Below are 24204 nucleotides of genomic sequence, written 5' to 3'. Positions count from 1 at the left end.
AATATTTTTCAATTTAATGTCATTAGACTAATTAATATTACAGAAGGGAAGAAATGTATGTTTAAATTAATTAAATATTTAAAGAAGTCAGCATTACCAATAGTGGTAATAGTATGTCTATTGGTAGTTCAAGCAGTATGTGACCTTTCTTTACCAGAATACACATCCAATATAGTAAATATAGGTATACAACAAGGTGGAGTAGAAAACTCTGTTCCATCTGTGATTAGAAAGGGAGAATTGGATAAAATTACTTTATTCATGGATAAAAGTAGTAAGGATAAAGTATTAGATAATTATACTTTATTGAATAAAGAAGATTATAGTAAGTATAAAGATGAGTATCCAGGTCTAAAAGAAGAATCTCTTTATGAGTTAAATACTAAAGATAAAGATACTATAGATGATTTAAATTCTATCTTTGGTAAAGCTATTTTAATAGTAGCGGGACTTGAAGGTGATAGTAAAGAAGTAAAAGCGATGAAAGAACAGCTAATGAGTCAACTTCCACCACAAGCTACTCAAGGTGGAGATATTGATGTGTTTAAGTTATTATCAGCAATGCCAAAAGAGCAATTAGATACATTAACTAAAGAGATGAGTAAAGGTTTTGAAGGTATGCCAGAAAGTATGATAACACAAAGTTCTGTATCATATGTAAAGGCAGAGTATGAGAAAATAGGAATTGATACAGAAAAAACTCAAAATAACTATATATTACTTACTGGTGCAAAAATGCTTGGTATAGCTATGATTAGTATGGTAGCTACAATAACAGTAGGATTCTTAGCAGCAAGAGTAGCAGCAAGTGTAGGTAGAAATCTAAGAAGTGGAGTTTTTAGAAAAGTTATGTCATTCTCAAATACTGAGATGAATGAGTTTTCTACAGCCTCATTAATTACTCGTAGTACAAATGATATCCAACAAATACAAATGTTGATGGTTATGTTACTTAGAATAGTATTCTATGCACCTATAATGGCTATAGGTGGAGTAATAAAAGTTTTAAATACAAATACTTCAATGGCATGGATTATAGCAGTAGCAGTAGTTGCTATTTTATCATTAATAGTAGTGTTATTCTCAGTGGTTATGCCTAAGTTCAAACTAGTTCAAAAGCTTGTTGATAAGTTAAACTTAGTAAGCCGTGAAATAATAACTGGTATTCCAGTTATTAGAGCTTTTAGTACTGAAAAACATGAAGAAGAAAGATTTGATGAAGCAAATAAAAACTTAACTAAAACAAATCTTTTTGTAAATAGAGTTATGACATGTATGATGCCTGCTATGATGCTTATAATGAACCTTATAACTGTTCTTATAGTTTGGAGAGGTGCATATAGTGTTGATTCTGGGGCAATGCAAGTTGGAGATATGATGGCATTTATACAGTATACAATGCAGATAATAATGTCATTCTTGATGATATCAATGGTATCTATTATGCTTCCAAGAGCATCTGTTTCAGCTACACGTATAGATGAAGTAATAGTATCAGATATAAGTATTAAAGACCCTCAAAAAACAGAAGTGCAAGAATTTAAAGAAGATAAAAAAGGTCTTGTTGAATTTAAAAATGTTTCATTTATGTATCCAGATGCAGAAGAACCTATATTGACAGACATATCCTTTACAGCAAAACCAGGAGAAACAACTGCGTTTATAGGAAGCACTGGTAGTGGTAAGTCAACTCTTATAAATTTAATTCCTCGTTTCTTTGATGTTACAGAGGGAGAAATATTACTTGATGGAGTTAATATAAAAAATGTTTCTCAACATGACTTAAGAGAAAAAATTGGATATGTACCTCAAAAAGGAGTATTATTCTCTGGTACTATAGAATCCAACTTAAAATATGGTAGAAAAGACGCAACAGATGAAGAAATGAGAACTGCAGCTGAAATAGCTCAAGCTACAGAATTTATTGATTCTAAACCAGAAGCTTTTAAAACTGAAATTTCTCAAGGTGGAACAAATGTATCTGGAGGTCAAAAACAAAGACTTTCTATTGCAAGAGCAATAGCAAAAAATCCAGAAGTGTATATATTTGATGATAGTTTTTCCGCTCTTGACTTAAAAACGGATGCAGCTCTTCGTAAGGCTTTAAAATCACAAACTGCTGAAAGTACAGTACTGATAGTTGCACAAAGAATTAGCACCATCCTACATGCAGAACAAATTATTGTTTTAAATGAAGGAAAAATAGTTGGAATAGGAACACATAAAGAGCTTCTAAAAAATTGCGAAGTTTATGAGCAAATAGCTTTATCACAACTTTCAAAGGAGGAGCTAGGTAATGAGTAGAATGGGAAAAGGTCCTATGGGAAAATCTATGGGAGCAGGGCAAAAAGCAAATGATTTTAAAGGAACTATGCGAAAACTAATTGCATATTTATCTAAATTTAAAATATCAATAATTTTGGTAATTGTATTTGCTATTGGAAGTGCATCATTTTCTATAGTAGGTCCAAAAATCTTAGGTAAAGCAACTACAAAGATATTTGAAGGATTAGTGAGCAAAGTTTCTGGAGGTAATGTAGGTATAGATTTTGATGCAATTGGAAAAATCTTAGCATTTTTACTTTGCCTTTACTTGATAAGTGCATTATTCTCTTTTATACAAGGATTCATAATGAGTGGAATTTCTCAAAAAGTATCCTATAATTTAAGAAAAGAGATTTCAGTAAAATTGGATAGATTGCCAATGAAATATTTTGATACTAAGACACATGGTGAAATATTATCAAGAATTACGAATGATATAGATACTTTAAGCCAAAGTTTAAATCAAAGTATGACACAACTTATAACATCAGTGACAACTATGATAGGTGTTTTGATAATGATGTTATCTATAAGTGGTATTATGACATTGGTAGCAATTTTAATATTACCAATATCAATGTTTGTAATTTCAAGAATAGTAAAGAAATCACAAAAATACTTTAGGTCTCAACAAGAATATTTAGGAAATGTAAATGGTCAGGTTGAGGAAACTTACAGTGGTCAAACAATAGTAAAAGCATTTAACCGTGAAGAAGAAGTAATTGAAGAGTTTGATAAATTAAATGATAACTTGTATAATTCAGCATGGAAATCTCAATTTTTATCAGGTATAATGCAACCACTTATGATGTTTATTGGAAACTTAGGATATGTAATGGTATCAATCTTAGGAGGTTGGCTTGCAATTAAGAAAACAATTGAGGTTGGAGACATACAATCATTTATACAATATGTAAGAAACTTTACACAACCTATGACTCAAATTGCACAGGTTGCTAACTTACTACAATCAACAGCAGCAGCTTCAGAAAGAGTATTTGAGTTTTTAGAAGAGGAAGAAGAAGACCAAATTGTTGAAAATGCAGTTTCAATAGATGGTTTAGAAGGAAAAATTGATTTTGAAAATGTCAACTTTGGATATAATCCAAACAAGACTATAATAAATGATTTTTCAGTAAATGTTAAACCAGGTCAAAAAGTTGCCATTGTTGGTCCTACAGGAGCAGGTAAAACTACAATAGTTAAACTTTTAATGAGATTTTATGATGTTAATAGTGGTGCAATATTGATTGATGGTCATAATATTAAAGATTTCAATCGTAGTGAACTTAGAGAAATGTTTGGTATGGTTCTTCAAGATACATGGTTATTTAGTGGTTCTATTATGGAAAATATAAGATATGGTAAGTTAAATGCTACAGATGAAGAAGTTATAGAGGCTGCTAAATCTGCACATGTTCATAGATTTATCAAGACATTGCCAGATGGATATAAGATGAAACTAAATGAAGAAGCAAGTAATGTTTCTCAAGGTCAAAAACAATTATTGACTATAGCTCGTGCTATTTTAGCTGACCCTAAAATCCTAATACTAGATGAAGCTACAAGTTCTGTTGATACTAGAACAGAAGTATTGATTCAAAAAGCTATGGATAATCTTATGGAAGGTAGAACAAGCTTTGTTATAGCTCATAGATTATCAACTATACGTGATGCTGATATGATTCTTGTTATGAATGAAGGCGATATAGTTGAACAAGGAAATCATGAGGAACTTCTAAAGAAAGGCGGATTCTATGCCAATCTTTACAATTCTCAATTTGAAGAAGATGAAGCAATGTAACAAAAAATTGATTTAGAATAGATGTATAATTTATTAAGATAAACTAAATAGATAAGATTATATTTTATAAGTATAGTCTTATCTATTATTTTATGTCTTTACAAAGTATGTATTTTATTATACTATGTAATAAGGAAAATGTTGGAGGTGGTTATCAAAATGTATATTTAATCATATTCTTTAAATTTTATTGTAAATGAAATTTAATTTTAATAGTTAATGATTGTATAAAAGTTTATATTTCTATTGCTTTTATTAATCATGTAAAAAACTACTTAAATTTAAGAATTGGATTAAATATAATATGGTAATTGCATATGAGTCAATTAAATTGACATATTTTTAATATATATTTAGAATTTTAATCCTTCTTATGAGATAAGTAGCTTGTTTGTATTACTTAGATTTGTAAGGAGTTTTTTTATTGAAAAAACTACATAATATAATTGAGAGGGGGTGTATGAAAGTGATTTTTTCTATAAGATTGAGAAAATAATGCACGATTATGGTTATTATAATGTTAAATTAGAAGTGTCATTTAAGGATAAGATAAAAATAGAATTCTTGATGAATTTAATTATAGAGCCATAATCTCGTGCTATATATTAAATAAAAATAGCAGATAAGGAGAATATGGATATGGCAAAAAAAGGAATAATAGTAGGACTAAATATAAATAATAAATCTGAGGATTTTAATGAACTGATGATTGAACTTGAAAACTTATGTTCAGCATGTGATATTGATGTTGTGGGAAGTGTAACTCAAAATGCAAAGCAAGTCAATAGAGCATATTATATTGGGGCAGGTAAAGTAGATGAATTATTAAACTTAATAAAGAAAGAAAATACAGATATAGTTGTATTTTATAATGAACTTTCTACATCACAACTCAAAAACCTTGAAGAAAAGCTTAATTGCGAAATTATAGATAGAACAGCATTAATACTTGATATATTTGCACAGAGAGCAAAAACTAGAGAAGCTAAACTTCAAGTAGAAGTTGCCAGTTTAAAATATATGCTACCAAGGCTTATAGGTTCAAATGAAAATTTAGGACGTCAAAGTGGTGGTGTTGGTACTAAAAATAGAGGTTCTGGTGAGAAAAAGTTAGAACTTGACCGTAGAAGAATAGAAGAAAAGATAACTTCTCTAAATAGGGAGCTGGATGATTTAAAGTTTCAAAGAGAAACCCAAAGAAGTATGAGGAGAAAATCAAATTTACCAAATGTTGCTTTAGTTGGTTATACAAATGCGGGTAAATCTTCAATCATGAATAAATTAGTAGATACATTTAAAAATTCTGAAGAAAAGAAAGTCTTTGAGAAAAACATGTTATTTGCTACATTGGAGACCTCTGTTAGAAATATAGTTCTTTCAAATAATAAAGAATTTTTACTATCTGATACTGTTGGGTTTGTGAGTAACCTACCACATGATTTAGTAAAGGCATTTAGGTCAACATTAGAAGAAGCATGTGAAGCAGATGTATTATTACATGTTATTGATATTTCAAATCCAAGCTACAAAAATCATATTAAAGTAACTGAAGATACTTTAAAACAAATAGGTGCAGATGGTATACCTATGATACATGTGTATAATAAGGTTGATTTAATGGATGAAGAAGCTTTAAATAATATTGTAGACGATATAGATGGAATCTTTGTTTCAGTAAAAAAAGACATAAATATTGACAAAATGATAAAATGTATTTGTGATAGTATATTTAAGGATTATATAAGATGTAAGGTTTTAATTCCATATAATGAAGGGCATGTAGCTTCCTATTTTAATGATAATGCAAGTATAATAAGCACAGAATATACAGAAGAAGGAACTGTTTTAGAAGTTGAATGTAGTGATATAGAGTATAATAAGTATAAAAAATATATTTTAGAGTAGATTTTAAAAAATAATATAACTTAAAATGTATTTAATGTAAATAGCTTAAATTTGAGTTAAATTATACCTATAAAATATAAATATAGATTAGGGATTCCTAAGAAACCCTAATCTATATGATAATTGTCCTGTGAAAAATCAAAATTCACCTTTGTAAGTTATATGAAGCATACTCGTTTATTCTACTGGCATGGTTGTGTTAGTTACTATTCATATATAACTTTTGTATATGACATCCTTTCCTGCTGATTTGTTAGTATCAATATCTACATGACACAAGCGTCCATTACCAAAACGGACAAGGTTCCACTGGTGGTCATTTTATGTGCTGTGAACATAATAACATTCAATCCCTATAGCGTCTTATTATTTGTAACAAAAATAAAATTATTGACATAATAGTAATTAGTTACTATAATAAAAAGTAACTAATTACTATTTATAAACAGTGATGGAACGTCTAAGAATTAGCATATAGAGAGGGACAAAAAATGGATATAGAAACTTTAATGAAAAAAATTGTTGTGGATGATGAGAGTAGGAAACAAGCTATATTTGCAAATCTATTTGTAATGCAGAATAAACTTCAAACTGCATGTGACAAGTTAGACCCAGAACTTACAATGAAACAATGGTTACTTTTAGCACTTGCAGAATCTATAGATGAGACTGTGACACTGACTAAGCTTGGAGAGCTTATGGGATGCTCACGACAAAATGTAAAGAAATTAGCTGTTGCTTTAGAAAAAAAAGGGTTTGTACAAATTGAAAAAAATGAAAAAGATTCAAGAGCTACTTACCTTTTAACAAAGGATAGAGTAGAAGAGTATTCAGAAAGAGTAAGAGATATGCAAATTAAAGTATTAGAGCTTTTATTTAAAGATTTTACAGAAAAAGAAGTAGAACAATTATTTTTTGGAATTATGAAATTAAGCAGAGGAATTGAGTATGTAAGAGATTATGTAGAAGATAATAATTTATAAAATAGATAAGTGAGAAATCAACTTTGTATGACATCAAAAGGAGATAATTTATGAAAAATACAGTAGTGATTTATAAAAGTAAATATGGATCAACAAAAAAATATGCTAAATGGCTTTCAGAATTATTGATTTGTGACAGTTTTGAGATTAAAGATATAAACATAGAAAAAATTATGAAATACGATACTATTATCTTAGGAGGAGGTCTTTATGCTTGTAATATAGCAGGAATTTCTTTTCTAAAAAAGCATTATAAAGAATTAAAAGGAAAAAACCTAATAGTTTTTGGTGTAGGAGCATCTCCATATAGTGATGAAGTACTAAAAAAATTAAGGGAAGTTAACTTTAAGGAAGAATTAGATGGAGTTCCATGTTTTTACTGTCGTGGAGAATGGGATGAAACAAAAATGTCGTGGATAGATAGTACACTTTGTAGTTTTTTAAAAAAAGCTATAGCGAAACAAGAGCGTAAAGGACTTAAACCAGTAGAAGCACCTTTGTTGTCAGGAGAAGTTTTTGAATGGTGTGATAAAGAATACTTAAAGCCAATACTTGAATATGTAGACAACATTAAAAGTACAAATTTATAATTATCTTTAAACATGATAAGTTATGAAAATACATTAGAGCATATTTACAAAATAATTTTATGAATAACGACATATAGTTTGATTATTTCTAATATTGTTATAATTTATAATTCATTTAATTTAAAAATACGATTACTAGCCTATTTATTTAATGAAAGGGGCTTTTTTTATTGGTAAATTTATGTTATATTTATGTGAATTTCTTAGGTTATAAATTAGTAAAATAAAAGTGTATCGAATTTCAACAATAACATAAAATAGAAGAATTCTTAAAGAAGGGATTTTAAATAATGGATATAAAGAAGTTAGTGATAATGCAAAGACAATATTATAATACAGGTAAAACTAGAGATATATCGTTTCGTCTAGAAAAGTTAAAAAGATTGAAGTCAGTCGTATTAGAAAATGAAGAAAAAATACTTTTTGCATTAAAGAAAGATTTAAATAAGTCAAACTTTGAAGGCTTTATGACAGAAATAGGTATGTTTTATAGTGAACTTGATTTTGCTATAAAAAACATAAGAAAATGGAGTAAGACAAAAAGAGTTAACTCAAGTATGGTTAACTTTCCATCTATATCCAAGATTATTCCACAACCTTATGGCATTACACTCATAATGTCACCATGGAATTATCCTTTCCAATTAGCACTTATACCATTAGTCTGGTCAGTAGCAGCTGGTAATTGTGTTATATTGAAGACTTCTGAATACTCTGTGTCAACATCTAGTATAGTTAAAGAGATAATTGAAAATACTTTTTCAAGAGAATATGTTGCAGTTGTTCAAGGGAATCAAGAAGAAAGTGAAAAATTACTATTAGAAAGGTTTGACTATATATTTTTTACAGGAAGTACTAATGTTGGTAAAATAGTAATGAAATCAGCATCAGAATATTTGACTCCTACAACTTTAGAGCTTGGAGGAAAAAGCCCTTGTATTATTTTAAAAGATGCAGATATAGAGCTTACTGCAAAAAGGCTTACATGGGGAAAACTAATAAATGCAGGGCAAACTTGTGTAGCACCAGATTACGTATTAGTACATGAAGATAGGAAAGATGAATTAATAGAAAAAATAAAATATTATATTATTAAATATTTTGGAGATAATCCATGTAATAATGAACAATTTCCTAAAATTATAAATGAAAGACATTTTAATCGTATAGTATCTCTTATTGATACAGACAAAGTAGTATATGGTGGAATTTGCAATAATAAGACATTAAAAATAGAGCCAACTATAGTAGATAATGTTAATTGGGATGACAATATAATGAAGGAAGAAATATTTGGACCTATATTTCCTATTTTAACTTATAAAAACTTGGATGAAGTTATACAAGAAATTATACAGAGACCAAATCCATTGGCGCTTTATATTTTTACAAAAAATAAGAAGCTAGAAAATAAAATTTTAGAAATGATTCCAGCAGGTGGATGTTGTATTAATGATACAATTACACATATAGCTACGAATTACTTACCATTTGGTGGAGTTGGAGAGAGCGGTATGGGCTCATATCATGGAAAAGCTGGGTTTGATACCTTTACTCACTATAAGAGTGTCTTAAAAAAATTAAATTTAGATATTCCTATTAGATATGCACCATATAATGATAAATTAATTAAGATTCTTAAGAAAATAATGTAGATTATATTGTAGAAAAATGAATATAAATAAAATTGAAAACTTGTATTCTAATTATACTTTATAGAATTTAAAATTTAAATTTGCTATATTTGTTATAAAAATAGTGATTTTGTGATAAAATTTAACTATATAGAAATAAGGAGGAAAAAATGAAAATTAATTGGAATACAAAGTACACAACAATAGCAATTTACACATTTATAATAGCTGCTTGTAGTATAATATTTTATCTAGTATCATCACAAATCGATGTATTTTCTAATAATTTAGATGCTATATTTACAACTTTACAGCCTTTTATAATAGGATTTGCTATTGCATATCTTCTTAATTTTATTTTAAAATTTTATGAAGATAGAGTTTTTATAAAAAGTGAGAAATTAAAAAGCCTAAAACAAAAATCAAAAAGAGGATTGGGTCTTTTATTAACATATGCAACAGCCGCATTGATACTTTACTTGTTTATGTATTTCGTATTGCCTCAAGTAATTGAGAGTATTGTTGGACTAGCAAATGATATACCTATGTATGTAAATAATGCAACTAAGCTTATTGATAAATTAATGACTGATTTAAATCTTGATGAACAATACTTCAATTTGGCAGTAGATAAATGGAATGAATTTGTTGCATATATTATAAAGTTTGTAACAGATTTAATACCAATATTAGGAAATATGCTAAAGAATGTAGCTTCTAGTATATGGAATATTGTACTAGGATTGATTGTTTCAGTATATTTACTAATTGATAAAGAAAAATTCTATGGATTAAGTAAAAAAATAACTTATGCAGTATTTACAGAGACACAAGCTGCTAGAATTTTAGAATTGACTCATAGAAGTAACTATACATTTGGAAGATTTTTAGGTGGTAAGATATTAGATTCATTTATTATAGGTATTCTAACATTTGTAATACTTACAATAGTTAAAATGCCATATACATTATTAATATCAGTTATAATTGGTATTACAAATATCATACCTTTCTTTGGACCTTTATTTGGAGCAATACCATCTACACTAATAGTAATGTTTGTATCTCCTATAAAAGCTTTATGGTTATTGTTAATTATATTAATAATACAACAAATAGATGGCAATATTATAGGACCTAAAATACTTGGAGATTCAATTGGTATATCTGCATTTTGGATTTTATTCTCATTGTTAGTTGCAGGAAAACTATTAGGTTTTGTTGGAATGGTTATAGGAGTTCCAATGTTTGCTGTAATTTATTCTATAATTAAAGATGTTGTTGAAGGTAAATTGGATAAAAAAGGATTACCAACAGATACTTCCGATTATATGTAGCTAAAAAAAGATATTATGTGTAATTAAAAATATATAAATTAAGAAATATTTAAAGCACTGAGAAAGTTAAACTCTTGGTGCTTTTTAGATATAAAATTATTATAGAAGAGGTGTTTTTTGTGGCATTTATACAATGTAAATTTAAATCTAAATATACAGGAGGAGAAACCGATGTAATTGTAGTTCTACCTGTAGCAAATGGAAAAGAACTTTTTAGTGGTAAAGAGATATATGATTTTGAAGGTAAGTTTAAAACATTGTACTTATTTCATGGATTAGAAGATGACCAAAGCTCATGGATTAGATATACTAATGTAGAACATTATGCTAAAAATAAAAATATAGCTCTCGTAATACCAAGAGTAGAAACTAGTTTTTACACAGATATGGTGTATGGGCACAAATATTTTACTTTTGTAAGTGAGGAATTACCTAAATTTGTTAGAGCTATATTTCCTTTGTCAGATAAGAGAGAAGATAACTTTGTAGCTGGAATGTCCATGGGAGGATATGGTGCTTTAAAGTTAGCACTTTCAAAACCAAAAGAATTTTCAGCAGTTGCAAGTTTTTCTGGTTCACCTGATATGATTCATGAGTTAGAAAATCAACAAATAGAAACTAATGCAGATATTCTATTTCATGATTTTGGAAGACCAGAAGATGCTAGAAATAGCGATAATGATTTACTTTACATACTTAAGAATCTTAAAGAAAGAAATGAAGATATTCCTAAAATTTATCAATTCTGTGGTGATAGAGATTTTTTATATGAAAACAATCAGACATTTAAGAAATATGCAGAGTCTTTAAATATAGATGTTGTATATGAAGAGTGTGTTGGAGGCCATGAATGGCGTCTTTGGAATTTATGGATAAAGAAATTTATAGATATGATTGTGTAGGATATTTATAGTATTAAGAAAAAATACTATAAGATATTTTTTAATATAATAAAGACTGAAATTTTAACACCTAATTACGATTTTAAAATTTCAGTCCCTAAGAATCCGATAAAATTTTATTAGGTTCTTATGCGAGTTATTATTGGAGTGAAGTTATCAACTATATCTATATAGTATTTACTCAGTTCCTCTAAAATATCTTCACATAAATCGGTGCTATGACCAAGGTTAATGAGGAATTGTTTTGTAAAATACTTTATTACTGCTTGAGAAGAGATATCATACTTGTGTGAAATATAAACCCTAATTATCTCAGGCTTCATAGCAAGTATACCAATACAAGAAAGTATTAATTCATCATGTTCTATAGATTCTTTATCATTAACATATCTCTTCATTACCATCTCAGTTACACTTCGTTGATAGCTTAAAATAGCTTCTTCATAAGCTATATCTAAATAAAAATTCCTGTACGCTTCATTTTTTAGCAGAAAACAAAGGTCAGCATTCATAGCAAGAAAGAACATCATCATAGTGCCCTCTTCATGATAGTTATAGATTAAAGACTGCATTTCATCTCTTATATCTTCATATATTATAGCCCCTATTTCGCTTTTACTTGAGAAGTAATAACTTATTAGACCTAAATTTATATTAGCTCTTTCTGCAATTTGCCTAGTTGTCGTTTTATGATAACCTTGTTCAAAAAATAATTCTCTAGCAGCACTTACAATACTAGCTTTTGTTTCTTTTCCCTTTTCTGATTTTGACATATTTACTGTATATACCTCTCTTTTCAATCTTTTTTTGAAAATTTGCTAACTATAAATATTGTAATAGAACCACCTATTATAGGAATTAAAATTCTGTCAAAGACAGTAAGAATGCCAACCATATTTAATAATGCCAATATCACACTTACTATAACAGCATAGATAGCACCTTTTTTTGTAGCACCTTTCCAGGAAAGGCCAATTACAAATGGTGCAAATATCACGCCTGTACATAATGGTGCTGGCCAAAATAATAGTTCTAATAAACTATCAAACTTAAGTGCTATAATTGCACCTGCTACAGCTGTTAAAGCTGAAGCAATTTGAGAATATTTTAGAGTATTTTTCAAGTCATTAAATTCTATATCAGGATGTAATAATTTGTTATAAATATCTCTTGATATGATAGCACTCATCGAAGTCATTAATGAATCTGCAGTAGACATTATGGCAGCTAATATAGCAGCTAAGAATAATACAGAAATTAAAGGTGGTAAAGTTGTTGATATCATTTGAGGTAAAACCTGGACAGATGATATGTTTGGAAATAAACTACCACCAATAGCTCCAATTATTCCTATAGGAAAAGCAAGAAACAAAAGTATAAATCCTGCAATTATACTGCTTTTAACTGCATTTTTAGCATTATCAGCACATTGATATCTTAAAAAACTTTCATAAGAAAATATTGAGCCTAAAACTAATGGTAAAACTGTATACATAAAATCACTAATCGATTTATTTCCTGGAAAGAATGGTTCTTTTACCATTGATTGTAACATAAGTAAAGGGTTGTCGCCAACTAATTTTAAGCTTATATAAGCTACTATTGGCAAAAACACAACACAAATAGCAAGTTGAATAAATGCTGATACTGCAACTCCCCACATTCCCGATGTATAAGTATATATAATGATTACTATTACTCCTATAATTACTGCTACATCGTAAGGAATACCAAATGCAGTAGATACAGAACCAAAAGAGATTAATTGACTGCCCATAATGGCTAATATTGATATTGGTGTTACAAGACTTTGATAAGCTCTTAAAAATATACTATGACCATATCTAGTTTCAATATAATCTGCAGGAGTTATATCACAAGATAAACTTCTTAACTTTCCTGCAAAAAATGCGTTTACAAAACAAGCTAAAGAAGCTCCTATAGTAGAGTACATACCAACCCACAATCCTCTTTCAGCTCCCCATTGAACTCCACCTACTAAGCACCCTCCACCAAAAGATGTAGCAGCGATAGTTGCGGCGAGGATGGGTAAAGGAAGATTTCTACCTGCAATTAAGAAATCGGATGCCGTTTTAACTTTTTTAGAAAAATAAAAACCAATCCATATGTATACTGCACACGTAGCAATTAAAAGTAACATAGTTTCTTCTCCTTTATAAAATATTTTTAATAAAATTTATAAAATATATTTAAAATATATTTTATATAAAAGTAGTACAATATTTGTTTTTATTAGTTTTGGATTAGTATAGCTATAATAACTTATAATACTATGTAGAATTACATAAAAAGAAAAAATTGAAAATTCTGAAATTGATGTTTGTAATGATGTTCGTCTGATAGATTCTTTTTGTAATTGTAACATGCTTTTATTTTTAAATCAATAGTACATGTATAAAAATTAAATAAATTTAAAGAGGTAAAAATTATTTTTAAAATCTAGATGTAGTATGAAAATATCTTAATAAAATTATTCTTGAATAATATTATAATAATTTAAAATTACTAAGAATTTGATAAAACAATTTGAAATATATGTTTTGATGACATTTTAAAGCAGTAAAACAATAAAAAACAAATGTAAATTAACTTAAAAGGGCTTTTTACTTAAATCTAAGAGCAAAAAATAAAATCAAAAAAGTGTTTGACAATTATGAATTTTGAGAATATAATTAAATTAAAATTATACACATATAAAATTTAAAACCAAATCAAGAAAAAAATAATTGATGTTTGGAAGGTAAAATATTATACGTGAATAATGAAAAGTGATTAAATTTTATAAGGGAGGGGTAGATGTGAGTAGTCAAGAAAGCAAACCAAAAGGAAATCTTATATCGAATTTTAGAGATGATATGAGAGACCCTAAGAAGAGAGCAATATACACATATTCAAGTTCTATAAACCTAGCATACAATTTTATAGGTTACTTTGTATCAACAGTAACAAATATCTTTTTAACTGATGTAGCAAAACTTGGTGTAATTATGGCAGGTGGTATGCAAATTGTACAATCTTTCATAAAAATTGCTGTAGCTCCTATAACAGGTACAGTATTTGACAAACAACCATTCAAAAAAGGAAAATATTATCCATGGCTTAGATATACACCCGCAGCATTAGCATTGACATATGGTATATTTTTCATAGTCCCATTGATGAAAATAAGTCCAGCATTACTTTTACCTTTAATGACCGCTTTATTATTAATAGCATCTTGTGCTCAACAGGTAGTTTTTACTATAATTTATGCTATTTACCCTGTGGTTGCTAAAACGCCTAGAGACAGAGTTATAGGCTCAACTACTACGAATATATTTAAAGAAGTTGGTAAATTCTTAGTAGGTTTTTCATATCCGTTATTATTAGTTTTATTTGCAGATGTATTAGGTGGAGAAGGAATGGGTTATCTAGGTACCTATTTATTCTTTGCAGCAGGATGTCTTTTAGTATTTTGGTTTTCTTCAACAGAGATAATAAGATCTGGTGCAGAAGATGAGGTTCTTCAAAAAGAAGAAAAACCAAAGATTAAAGCAAGTGAAATGGCAAAAGCTCTATTTACTAACGTTCCACTTATGATGGCATTTTGTCTAGAATTTCTTATATGTATAAGATCTATAGGATTAGGACCTTTAGCTCCATATTATTTTAAATATGTAATAGAAGATGAACGTGGATTAGCTGTATTTTTAGCAATAATGCCTTTAGTAAGTGTAGCGTTCATGTTTTTCGCACCAATATTTATAAAAATCTGTAGAGAGCAAAAATTAGCATCAATAATTTCTTTTTCTATATGTGCAATATGTCACTTGTTGGTTGCATGGACTCCTTGGGGAAAGACTACTTTAGGTGTAACTATGTTACTGGCAATTGGTGGTGGTTTTTCAAATGTAGTATCAATAATAAATCTTAACTTCTTTGCTGGTTCTTGTGATTATGGACACTGGAAATCAGGAAAAGACTTACCTGGTCTAAGTATGTCACTATATCCAGTTGCAATACAAGTAGGTGTATTACTTGCAACTACTATAAGAACAATTTTGATGAATTCAATGGGATATCAAGCTGATATGGTAGTTACAGAAGCAGTTAAAAGTGGTTTCATAAATATGATTTCTTATTCTATGGCAATCCCTTTAATAATAGCTGTTGTTATAGCCATCTTATATCCAGTGAGTGACAAGAAACTAAATCAAATAAGAGAAGAATTAAATCAAAGAAATGCCTAATTACCTAATTAAAAGAGATTTAAATAGATGATTAATTTTAAGATATTAAAGTAAGTAGACGCAATGGCGTTTATATAAATGAAAATACATATATAGAGGGGGCTTTTAAAAATGATAGAAAAATTATTGAGAAATACAGTAAAAGAGTTACATCAATACGTTCCAGGTGAACCAATAGAAAAAGTTAAAGAGAAATATGGTGTAAAAGAAATAATAAAACTAGCTTCAAATGAAAATCCTCTAGGACCATCACCAAAAGCAATGGAAGCTATGATTGAAATGCTAAAACAAGGTCAACTTTATCCAGAACCAGAAGCGAATGAACTTAGAAGAAAATTAGCTGACAAGTTAGATTTAAAACCAGAAAACTTTATTGTTGCTAATGGTGCGGATAACGTTATCACGCTAATAGGTGAAGCTTTTATAAATAGAGGGGATGAGGTTATATACTGTGACCCAACATTCCCATCATATAGAACTGCAACTGTAAAAAATGAAGGAATACCAGTAGAAGTACCTTTAACAAAAGACTATAAATATGATTTACAAGGCATATTAGACAAGATTACAGATAAGACAAAATTAATATGTGTATGTAATCCTAATAATCCAACAGGAACAATTGTAGATGATAAAGAGTTAGAAGCATTTTTAAAGAAAGTACCTGAAAATATTATAACTATATTGGATGAAGCATATATAGAATTTTTAACAGTACCTAATTATGTAGATGGACTTAAGTATGTAAGAGAAAATTACAATGTTATAGTAACAAGAACTTTCTCTAAAATATATGGTCTTGCAGGTCTTAGAGTAGGATATGGTATTGCTAAAGATGAGATAATAAGAACTTTATTTACAGTAAAAGAGCCTTTCTCTGCAAATCGTGTTGCTATAAGTGGAGCAACAGCAGCACTTGATGATGATGAATTTATAAAAGAAACATATGACTTGAATAGAGCTGGAATGGCTTATTTTAAGGAAGAGTTCGCAAAAATGGGATTTGATGTTGTAGATTCACAATCAAACTTCCTTTATGTAGACATGAAAACAGATATACCAAAGCTATTTGAAGATTTGAAAAAAAGAGGTTTTGTAATAAGACCAAATGCTACACATGCACGTGTAAGTATTGGAACTATGGAAGAAAACCAAAAATTTGTAGCAGTTTTAAAGGAAATATTAAATCTTAAAGAAGAACCAAGCATTGGATAATAGATAGAAATATTACGAAATGGGGTGTAGATATGAGCTTAAAAATAAACGCAGAGAGATGTAAAAGTTGTGAATACTGCGTTATATCTTGTAAAAAAGGAGCATTAAAAATATCAGATAACATAAATAAAGAAGGATATGCTCATGTAGAAGTTGATGAAAGTAAATGCATACTTTGTGGAATTTGCTATCAAGTATGTCCAGATAATGTTTTTGAAATAATTAAAGAAGAAGCATGTCAATAGGCTTAGAAGGAGTTGGGATAATATGAAAAAGATGTGGAAGGGGAACCACGCCATTGCAGAAGCAGCTCTAAGAGGTGGTTGTGAGTTTTATGCAGGATATCCAATTACACCTCAAACAGAGGTAATGGAATTTTTATCACATAGAATGTCTGAACTTGGAAGAACTTTTATACAATCTGAAAATGAAATGGCTGCTATATATATGGTATATGGAGCATATGCAAGTGGAATGAGGTCTATGACAAGTTCTTCAGGACCAGGAATATCTTTAAAACAAGAAGGAATTTCATATTTATGTGCAAATCACTATCCTTGTGTAATCGTAAATGTACAAAGATGGGGGCCTGGGCTTGGTTCGCTAGATTCAGCACAGACAGATTATTTAAGGGATACTAGAGGGGGAGGAAATGGAGATTATCATTTAATTGTTTATGCACCAAACAGTATCCAAGAAACTGTAGATTTAATGTATAATTCGTTTGATGTAGCGGAGAAATACAGAGTGCCTGTTGAAATTTTGACAGAAGCGGCTTTAGGTCAAATGATGGAACCGGTAGAGTTTCCAGAGTTCAAGAAGAGAGAAGAAGATTTAGGTTGGACTTATGATGGAAGTAATAGAGACCATGCAAAAGTTGCAGATAATCAAAAACCAGCTTTTTGTATGGAAAAGCGTATGAGAATAACTGAAAATGAACAACAATGGGAAGATTATCAAGTCGAAGATGCGGAATATGTGTTTGTAGCGTTCGGTATACCATCAAGAACAACTATGAATGCTGTTAGAAGACTTAGAGAACAAGGTGAAAAAGTTGGAATAATAAGACCAATAACAGTGTGGCCATTCCCATATAAGGCATTTGAAAAGGTAAATAAGAATGTAAAAGGATTTATTTCAGTAGAGTCAACAGATACAGGTCAACTAGTAGAAGATGTTGCTTTAGCTTCAAAGAAAGTATGTAAAGAAAATGTGCCTGTTTATGGATTATTCAGTGGAAATCATATACCAAAAACACTGCAAGTAATGGACACTTATAGCAAAATAAAATCTGGCGAAATCAAGGAGGTGTTCTAATATGGCTACAGAAAAGTTAACACCTAGCGTTGTTTCAATACCAAACAAATTTTGCCCAGGTTGTGGTCATGGAATAGTAAACCGTATAATAGCAGAAGTAATAGAAGAACATGGATATGAAAAAAATCATGTATTAACTTTAGGAGTTGGTTGTGTTTGTAATATGAATTTTAGCTGGAATGGAGATAAGATGCAAACTGCACATGGTAGAGCTTCATCCACAGCTATAGGAATTAAAGTAGCACTTCCAGAAACATTAGTAATGACTTATCAAGGTGATGGAGATGCTTATGTTATAGGTCTTTCTGAAACTTTAAATACTGCATATAGAAATCATAATGTGACTGTATTTGTAATAAATAACAATAACTTTGCTATGACTGGCGGACAGATGTCATGGACTACTATGCCAGGTCAAGTTACAACAACAAGTGTAGACGGAAGAGATATAAACACTACTGGTAGCCCATTAAAAGTTCCTGAAATGATGGCAGACTTCTTTGATGTAGCGTATGTAGCAAGAGGTTCAGTTCATAGTCCAAAAGAAATAATTAATCTAAAAAAATATATAAAAAATGCAATAGAAGCTCAATTGAATGGAGAGGGATATTCATTAGTTGAAATATTAGCACCTTGTCCAACTAACTGGGGTGTATCATTAGAGAAATCTATCAAGTGGATGGAAGAAGAAATAGTGCCATATTACACTCTTGGCGAATTTAAGCAAAGGGATGGTGAATAATTATGGAAAAAGAGTTAGTATTTGCAGGATTTGGTGGTCAAGGAGTTTTAACTCTTGGTCTAATTGTAGCTGAGTCAGCACTTGAATTAGGAAAACAAGTAACTTGGATGCCTGCATATGGTCCAACTATGAGAGGTGGAAAAGCATATAGTGTAGTAAAGTTTTCTGATGAGAGTATAGGTGGACCTGATATGGAAGAAATAGACGTTTTAGTAGCAATGAATAAGCCATCTTTAGATTATATAAATTTAGTTAAAGAAGGTGGAACAGTAGTTATTAATACATCTGTAATAGATGATGATATAGCATTAAGAGAAGATATAAATGCAGTTAAAATAAATTGTCAAGAATTAGCTCAAAAAGTAAACAATCCCAAAGCAGCAAATATAGTAGTGCTTGGAGCATTAATTGCGAAAACTGGATTATTTGAAAAAGAATTAGCTTTAAAAACTATGTGTGATTTCTTTGAAGAAAAAGGAAAAGGTAAATTCAATATTCAAAATGAAGCAGCATTCATGGAAGGCTATAATAACGCCATTTAATAAATTACCCTTATCTTAAATGATTTATCTCAAGATTTAATAATCCTTAGTGCCAAGAGAAGTTTCATCTTGAGATAAAATTCATTTAAAATCACAACTATGAAAATATAGGAGAGTGAATTTATGAGCTTGGAAAAACTTATTAGACCAAAGAGCATTGCTATAGTAGGAGTTACTGATAAGCTTGGTTTTGGTAGAAGTGCAGCACTTAGTATAGTAAAAAGTAAAGATACAGATAGAGTATATTATGTAAATCCCAAAAGAGATGAATTATTTGGAAGAAAATGCTATAAAACGATACAAGAAGTACCAGAAGTAGTAGATTGTGTAGTAGTATGTACACCTAGAAATATAGTTCCATCTGTATTAAAAGATTCTGGAGAATTGGGAACAAAAGCAGCTGTAGTATATGCTAGTGGATTTGCAGAAGAAGGAACAGAAGAAGGAATAGATTTAGAAAATCAACTTATAGAAATATCAAATACATATGATATGAAAATATTAGGTCCAAATTGTATGGGATTATTAAATTGTATAGATAAAGTTAACCTTTGGGCAGGAGGTTCTAAATGGGATTTAGATACCAAAAAACCTGGCATAGGAATTGTAGGTCAAAGTGGATTTATAACGGCAGAGATTGTTTCAAGTGATTATTTTAATATATCTTATGGTTTCTCAACAGGAAATGGAAATATAGTTACGCTAGAAGATGCTGTTGACTTCCTTGTAGATGATAATTATGCATCAGTAATAGCCATCTATCTTGAAGGTTTAAAAAATCCTCGAAAATTTATAGATGCTCTAAAAAGAGCTGCACAAAAAAGAAAGCCAGTAATAATATTGAAATCAGGAAGGTCAGAAAAGGGAGCTATTTCGGCTGCTTCTCACACAGGAAACTTAGCTGGTTCAAGTAAAGCCTTTGAAAGTATTTTCGAAAAATATGGAGTAATTTCTGTGGAGAATCTGGAACAATTTATGTGTTTAGCACAAGCTTTTAGTGTTCTAGATGGTAATTTACCTACAAATTCTAATTTTGCAGCAATAAACTTCTCAGGAGGAGAAAATACTATTTGTGCAGATTTAGCAGAAGAAAATGGTGTAGAACTTGCAGAAATATCTTCTGAAACTAAAGAAGAAATGAAAAAATATCTTCCAGGATTTGCAACACCTAAAAATCCACTAGATGCCACAACTGCATTATTCCATGAAAAGGATATGATAGTAGGTCTATTACATACATTTGAAAAAGATGATAGAGTCGGATTTACTATGGTAGGAGCAAATATAAGAGATGAAGAAAATGAAATGCATGAGACACTTTGTCAAGCTGTAAGTGAAGCAAGAGAGCAAGGATTAAAGAAGCCTGTGTTTGCAGTTCCTACACTTGAAGGAAATAGATATCTAAATTATAGAACTAGATTAGAAAACAATCAAGTGCCTATAATGTCATCAGTTGGAACTACATTTACTTGTTTTAATAAAATGGCTAAATTTGTAGATTATGATTATTCAAAGAGAACACTAGAATTTGAGGCTGTTAAGAAAAGAGAATCAAATAATGTAGTAGCTCTATCAGAGTTAGATAGTAAGATTGAGATGAAGAAGTATGGAGTACCAGTACCAGGGCAAGGTAATGCAAAAAGCATTGATGAATTAGATGAAATCTTAAAATACATTAACTATCCTGTTGTTTTAAAAATAAATTCTTCCGAAATATTGCATAAATCTGATGTTGGAGGAGTTAAAATAGGAATTAAAAATAGAGATGAGGCAATAAATGCATATAATGAGATTTTAGCTAATGTAAAAAAAGAAAAACCAGATGCTAAAATTGATGGTATATTAGTTCAAGAAATGGTAGAAAGTGGTATAGAAATTATTATTGGTATAACTAATGATGACCAATTTGGTCCAATGTTGCTAGTTGGTTTAGGAGGAGTATTTGTAGAAGTATTTAAAGATACTACTTTATATCCATTACCTATAAATCATGATGAAGCTATGATGATGCTTAGAAAATTGAAGTCATTTAAGCTTTTAAATGGATATAGAGGAAGCGAGCCTTGTGATGTTGAAGCTCTTGCAGATATGATGGTTAAGTTAGGAAAATATGCTTATGAAAATAAAGATGAAGTTAAGGAAATAGATTTAAATCCAGTGTTTGTATATCCTAAGGGAAAAGGTGTATGTGCAGTAGATGCTTTAATAGTTAAATATAAATAGTTCATAAGTTTTGGTATTCAACCATAATCAAAGTACTGGCTGAAAATCACATTTATAAATTAAGTAGTGTGATTTTCAGTCACCCCAAATTTTAAATTTAAGTATCTTAAAGTGAAAATAGATTTTTAAAAATTATAAAATAGAACTGTATAAACAATAAAATACTACATATAAAACGAATAATAAAAGGTGTTTTAATTAGAAGAATCAATATTGATTTTCATTAAAACACCTTCTTTATTATATCGAAAAGTCTTAAATATTATATTGTTACAGGTGGATTTGTTGGGGCTGCATATGTACGATTAGCAAATTCTTGGTCAACAAAGAATAGCCCACCTTCTCCAGCAAGTTTAACACGCTTTATATTGTCTTCACAATTTGTTTCTTCCTCTGCTTGTTCAGATATAAACCAAAGTAAGAATTGAGAAGTTCTAAAGTCTGCCTCAGAGTTTGCTACAGCTGCTAAATTGTTTATTAAAGATGTAACCTTTTTTTCATGAGCTAACGTACGCTCAAGAATGTCCATTGCAGAAGTAAAGTCTGAATCTGGCATTGGGATAGCATCAAGTTGAACTTTTCCTCCTACATTATGTAAATATTTGTAGAAAAACATAGCATGGTCTGTCTCTTCTTTATATTGAACATAAAACCAATTAGAAAATCCTTTAAGTCCTTCTGCTTCAAGGTAAGAAGACATAGAAAGATAAAGATATGCAGAATATAATTCATGGTTAATCTGCTCATTAAGTAATTTTTCCATTTTAGCTGAAATCATTTTCATACCTCCAAATTTTAAACGCTCTTATAAAATATAATAATATTAAATGGAAAAATATTCAATAAGAGTATTTAAATATTTTATATATTTAATAAAAATTTATACTACCATTAAAAAATTTGTAGCTAACAATAGCTATAGAGCCGATTAATGGTGCATTTGCTCCAAAATTTGAATGTTTTACATTTATTTTTTTATATTTAGAAAAACTTGCCGAAGCAGTTAATTTTTTTAATAATGTATTTTCTATGAATGTACCTGGTATATTAAAGTCGTAACCTATTATTATAGAGCTACAATCAATCAATGTAAGTGTATTTACCAATGCATATGATACATATGTACAAAATTCATCAAGCAAAAACATGGCAAGAGTATCTTTATTATTTGCTTCATCTATTAACTTTACTAAAGAAAAGTTTTTACAGTTAATTAATGGAGAGTTGGGATAAATATGGCTCAATGACTCAATTCTTTTAATTAGATTACTAACACTTGTGTAATAATCTAAGCATCCATTATTACCACAGCTACATAATGGGCCACTAAAATTAATAGATGTATGTCCTATTTCTCCGCTTTGACCTAGATTACCAGTATGAAGTCTATTTTCTAGTACCAGACCAGCTCCGATACCATTCATTATATGTAAGTATATATAATTTGATATATCTTTACCCAAACCATACATTTTTTCAGCTAAGGCACCTGAATTAGCATCATTTATCAAAAATATTGGCAAATCGGACATTTCCTCTATAAAATTTACTATATTTAAATTTGATACATTTCCAAAGTCTGGAGGATTTAATATAATACCATTTATATTATCTACTGGACCTATTGAAGAAATACCAATTCCAATTATATCTCTCTTATTATTCTTCATTATTTTAGTAAACATCCTTTTGATTATATCTTTTAAAACATCGTTTGATAGATATTTAGGGTAAGTTTCAGAAAGTTGTTTTACAATATTACCTTTCAAATCTGCAATAATTACCTTACATATATTTCTTCTTATCAGAATTCCACAAATACAAGGTGAGATATTAGAAATATCCAATAAAATAGGTTTACGGCCTGATGAATGTGCATTTAAAGTTGATGATTCTATTTCTTTAATCATATTTTCATTAATAAGTTCCGTGACTAGATTTGATAAAGTCATTTTGGTAAGTCCTGTAGACTTTGCTAAATCAACCCTAGACATAGGTGTATTTGTAGAAAGTAATTTCAATATTATTAACTTATTTTTAATTTTTACATCTTTTATGTTAGAACCTTGCTTGTTGCTCATCGTAAATCTCCTTAAATAAAGTTAAGTGTTTTATTTATTTTCAAGCATACTATTACTTTATACTAGAATAACGTTTTTTTACTTGAAAATACCATTACTTAGAATATATCACATTATATATCATAAGACATATAAAAATATGTTAGAATTAAATTAAAAGTGAAAAAGTGAATTGACATATGATATATGGATAAATAATAAATACTTAATCACAAAACCTGACACATAATAAATTTGATAGAAGGTGTATTTTTAATGACATTAATAAAGTATTTACTTAATAATGTATAGATTATGTAAATATGCAGTCTATATTGTTGTATACAATAAATTTTCATTTTGTAAAGAAGTACA

Annotated in this window: 19 protein-coding genes and 1 pseudogene; 15 read left to right on the top strand and 5 right to left on the bottom strand. The window is 29.2% G+C overall.

Going from position 1 to position 24204, the window contains the following annotated elements:
* Nucleotides 1–57: 57 nt before the first annotated feature.
* From ACTG48_RS12040 to hflX, 3 genes are all read left to right on the top strand, one after another.
* The gene (locus ACTG48_RS12040) at nt 58–2304 is read left to right on the top strand and encodes an ABC transporter ATP-binding protein (protein ID WP_021385070.1); all 2247 of its coding nucleotides are present in this window, start codon (nt 58–60) and stop codon (nt 2302–2304) included.
* Nucleotides 2297–4129, top strand: a complete 1833-nt coding sequence (locus ACTG48_RS12035; RefSeq protein ID WP_021385076.1) for an ABC transporter ATP-binding protein — start codon at nt 2297–2299, stop codon at nt 4127–4129. Before ACTG48_RS12040 ends, ACTG48_RS12035 begins: the two co-directional genes overlap by 8 nt.
* A gap of 639 nt (nt 4130–4768) precedes the next feature.
* Nucleotides 4769–6034, top strand: a complete 1266-nt coding sequence (gene hflX, locus ACTG48_RS12030; protein ID WP_021385067.1) for a GTPase HflX — start codon at nt 4769–4771, stop codon at nt 6032–6034.
* A 219-nt stretch (nt 6035–6253) separates the two neighbouring features.
* Here the strand turns inward: hflX and ACTG48_RS12025 are convergent.
* Nucleotides 6254–6397, bottom strand: a pseudogene (locus ACTG48_RS12025) (transglutaminase-like domain-containing protein); the annotation flags it as partial.
* A gap of 128 nt (nt 6398–6525) precedes the next feature.
* Between ACTG48_RS12025 and ACTG48_RS12020 the strand changes: the two are divergent.
* The 5 genes from ACTG48_RS12020 to ACTG48_RS12000 all read left to right on the top strand — a co-directional run bounded on the left by ACTG48_RS12020 (nt 6526) and on the right by ACTG48_RS12000 (nt 11480).
* Nucleotides 6526–7017 (top strand): MarR family winged helix-turn-helix transcriptional regulator, encoded by a 492-nt coding sequence (locus tag ACTG48_RS12020; RefSeq protein WP_479916954.1) that lies wholly within the window; start codon nt 6526–6528, stop codon nt 7015–7017.
* A 50-nt stretch (nt 7018–7067) separates the two neighbouring features.
* Nucleotides 7068–7607 (top strand): flavodoxin domain-containing protein, encoded by a 540-nt coding sequence (locus ACTG48_RS12015; protein ID WP_479916953.1) that lies wholly within the window; start codon nt 7068–7070, stop codon nt 7605–7607.
* Between the two features lie 290 nt (nt 7608–7897).
* The gene (locus ACTG48_RS12010) at nt 7898–9262 is read left to right on the top strand and encodes an aldehyde dehydrogenase (RefSeq protein ID WP_021385056.1); all 1365 of its coding nucleotides are present in this window, start codon (nt 7898–7900) and stop codon (nt 9260–9262) included.
* Between the two features lie 149 nt (nt 9263–9411).
* On the top strand, nt 9412–10578 hold the full coding sequence (locus ACTG48_RS12005) for an AI-2E family transporter (RefSeq protein WP_021385059.1): 1167 nt from the start codon (nt 9412–9414) through the stop codon (nt 10576–10578).
* A 119-nt stretch (nt 10579–10697) separates the two neighbouring features.
* Nucleotides 10698–11480, top strand: a complete 783-nt coding sequence (locus tag ACTG48_RS12000; protein WP_021385078.1) for an alpha/beta hydrolase — start codon at nt 10698–10700, stop codon at nt 11478–11480.
* Nucleotides 11481–11599: 119 nt separating this feature from the next.
* Here ACTG48_RS12000 and ACTG48_RS11995 read toward each other — a convergent pair whose 3' ends face one another.
* Both ACTG48_RS11995 and ACTG48_RS11990 read right to left on the bottom strand, forming a co-directional pair.
* Complete coding sequence (locus tag ACTG48_RS11995; protein WP_021385052.1) at nt 11600–12253, bottom strand: TetR/AcrR family transcriptional regulator; 654 nt, start codon at nt 12251–12253, stop codon at nt 11600–11602.
* Nucleotides 12254–12276: 23 nt separating this feature from the next.
* Nucleotides 12277–13641 (bottom strand): sodium:solute symporter family protein, encoded by a 1365-nt coding sequence (locus ACTG48_RS11990; protein WP_479916952.1) that lies wholly within the window; start codon nt 13639–13641, stop codon nt 12277–12279.
* A 658-nt stretch (nt 13642–14299) separates the two neighbouring features.
* Here ACTG48_RS11990 and ACTG48_RS11985 point away from each other — a divergent pair.
* From ACTG48_RS11985 to ACTG48_RS11955, 7 genes are all read left to right on the top strand, one after another.
* Nucleotides 14300–15730: an MFS transporter gene (locus tag ACTG48_RS11985; protein ID WP_479916951.1), complete on the top strand. Its 1431-nt coding sequence runs from the start codon at nt 14300–14302 to the stop codon at nt 15728–15730.
* A gap of 111 nt (nt 15731–15841) precedes the next feature.
* Nucleotides 15842–16945, top strand: a complete 1104-nt coding sequence (gene hisC / locus ACTG48_RS11980; RefSeq protein ID WP_479916950.1) for a histidinol-phosphate transaminase — start codon at nt 15842–15844, stop codon at nt 16943–16945.
* Between the two features lie 32 nt (nt 16946–16977).
* Nucleotides 16978–17190 carry a 4Fe-4S binding protein gene (locus ACTG48_RS11975; RefSeq protein ID WP_479916949.1) on the top strand — a complete coding sequence of 71 codons (213 nt, stop codon included), beginning with the start codon at nt 16978–16980 and terminating at the stop codon, nt 17188–17190.
* Between the two features lie 22 nt (nt 17191–17212).
* Entirely contained in the window at nt 17213–18262 is a 1050-nt protein-coding gene (gene vorB / locus ACTG48_RS11970; protein ID WP_021385064.1) for a 3-methyl-2-oxobutanoate dehydrogenase subunit VorB, read from the top strand.
* Between the two features lies 1 nt (nt 18263).
* The gene (locus ACTG48_RS11965) at nt 18264–19004 is read left to right on the top strand and encodes a thiamine pyrophosphate-dependent enzyme (RefSeq protein ID WP_021385054.1); all 741 of its coding nucleotides are present in this window, start codon (nt 18264–18266) and stop codon (nt 19002–19004) included.
* Between the two features lie 2 nt (nt 19005–19006).
* Nucleotides 19007–19546 carry a 2-oxoacid:acceptor oxidoreductase family protein gene (locus tag ACTG48_RS11960; protein WP_021385071.1) on the top strand — a complete coding sequence of 180 codons (540 nt, stop codon included), beginning with the start codon at nt 19007–19009 and terminating at the stop codon, nt 19544–19546.
* 123 nt (nt 19547–19669) lie between these two features.
* Complete coding sequence (locus ACTG48_RS11955; RefSeq protein WP_021385080.1) at nt 19670–21769, top strand: acetate--CoA ligase family protein; 2100 nt, start codon at nt 19670–19672, stop codon at nt 21767–21769.
* Between the two features lie 262 nt (nt 21770–22031).
* Here ACTG48_RS11955 and ACTG48_RS11950 read toward each other — a convergent pair whose 3' ends face one another.
* Together ACTG48_RS11950 and ACTG48_RS11945 are read right to left on the bottom strand one after the other, a co-directional pair.
* Entirely contained in the window at nt 22032–22547 is a 516-nt protein-coding gene (locus ACTG48_RS11950) for a ferritin (RefSeq protein ID WP_021385062.1), read from the bottom strand.
* Between the two features lie 91 nt (nt 22548–22638).
* A complete protein-coding gene (locus tag ACTG48_RS11945; RefSeq protein ID WP_021385053.1) occupies nt 22639–23850 on the bottom strand; it encodes an ROK family transcriptional regulator in 1212 nt (403 codons plus the stop codon).
* Between the last annotated feature and the right edge of the window lie 354 nt (nt 23851–24204).

It is taken from the genome of Clostridioides sp. LIBA-6822 (assembly GCF_056688955.1).
Note: the sequence above shows the minus strand (reverse complement) of the source record. Positions and strands in the feature narration are given on the sequence as shown.

What these genes read in the sequence shown, in the direction of transcription:
- ACTG48_RS12035 (WP_021385076.1), top strand. Translation starts at nt 2,297, where the DNA reads ATGAGTAGAATGGGAAAAGGTCCTATGGGAAAATCTATGGGAGCAGGG.
- ACTG48_RS12010 (WP_021385056.1), top strand. Translation starts at nt 7,898, where the DNA reads ATGGATATAAAGAAGTTAGTGATAATGCAAAGACAATATTATAATACA.
- ACTG48_RS11945 (WP_021385053.1), bottom strand. Translation starts at nt 23,850, where the DNA reads ATGAGCAACAAGCAAGGTTCTAACATAAAAGATGTAAAAATTAAAAAT.
- ACTG48_RS11990 (WP_479916952.1), bottom strand. Translation starts at nt 13,641, where the DNA reads ATGTTACTTTTAATTGCTACGTGTGCAGTATACATATGGATTGGTTTT.
- ACTG48_RS11955 (WP_021385080.1), top strand. Translation starts at nt 19,670, where the DNA reads ATGAGCTTGGAAAAACTTATTAGACCAAAGAGCATTGCTATAGTAGGA.
- hflX (WP_021385067.1), top strand. Translation starts at nt 4,769, where the DNA reads ATGGCAAAAAAAGGAATAATAGTAGGACTAAATATAAATAATAAATCT.
- ACTG48_RS12040 (WP_021385070.1), top strand. Translation starts at nt 58, where the DNA reads ATGTTTAAATTAATTAAATATTTAAAGAAGTCAGCATTACCAATAGTG.
- ACTG48_RS12020 (WP_479916954.1), top strand. Translation starts at nt 6,526, where the DNA reads ATGGATATAGAAACTTTAATGAAAAAAATTGTTGTGGATGATGAGAGT.
- vorB (WP_021385064.1), top strand. Translation starts at nt 17,213, where the DNA reads ATGAAAAAGATGTGGAAGGGGAACCACGCCATTGCAGAAGCAGCTCTA.
- ACTG48_RS11975 (WP_479916949.1), top strand. Translation starts at nt 16,978, where the DNA reads ATGAGCTTAAAAATAAACGCAGAGAGATGTAAAAGTTGTGAATACTGC.
- ACTG48_RS12005 (WP_021385059.1), top strand. Translation starts at nt 9,412, where the DNA reads ATGAAAATTAATTGGAATACAAAGTACACAACAATAGCAATTTACACA.
- ACTG48_RS11960 (WP_021385071.1), top strand. Translation starts at nt 19,007, where the DNA reads ATGGAAAAAGAGTTAGTATTTGCAGGATTTGGTGGTCAAGGAGTTTTA.
- hisC (WP_479916950.1), top strand. Translation starts at nt 15,842, where the DNA reads ATGATAGAAAAATTATTGAGAAATACAGTAAAAGAGTTACATCAATAC.
- ACTG48_RS11995 (WP_021385052.1), bottom strand. Translation starts at nt 12,253, where the DNA reads ATGTCAAAATCAGAAAAGGGAAAAGAAACAAAAGCTAGTATTGTAAGT.
- ACTG48_RS11965 (WP_021385054.1), top strand. Translation starts at nt 18,264, where the DNA reads ATGGCTACAGAAAAGTTAACACCTAGCGTTGTTTCAATACCAAACAAA.
- ACTG48_RS11950 (WP_021385062.1), bottom strand. Translation starts at nt 22,547, where the DNA reads ATGATTTCAGCTAAAATGGAAAAATTACTTAATGAGCAGATTAACCAT.
- ACTG48_RS12015 (WP_479916953.1), top strand. Translation starts at nt 7,068, where the DNA reads ATGAAAAATACAGTAGTGATTTATAAAAGTAAATATGGATCAACAAAA.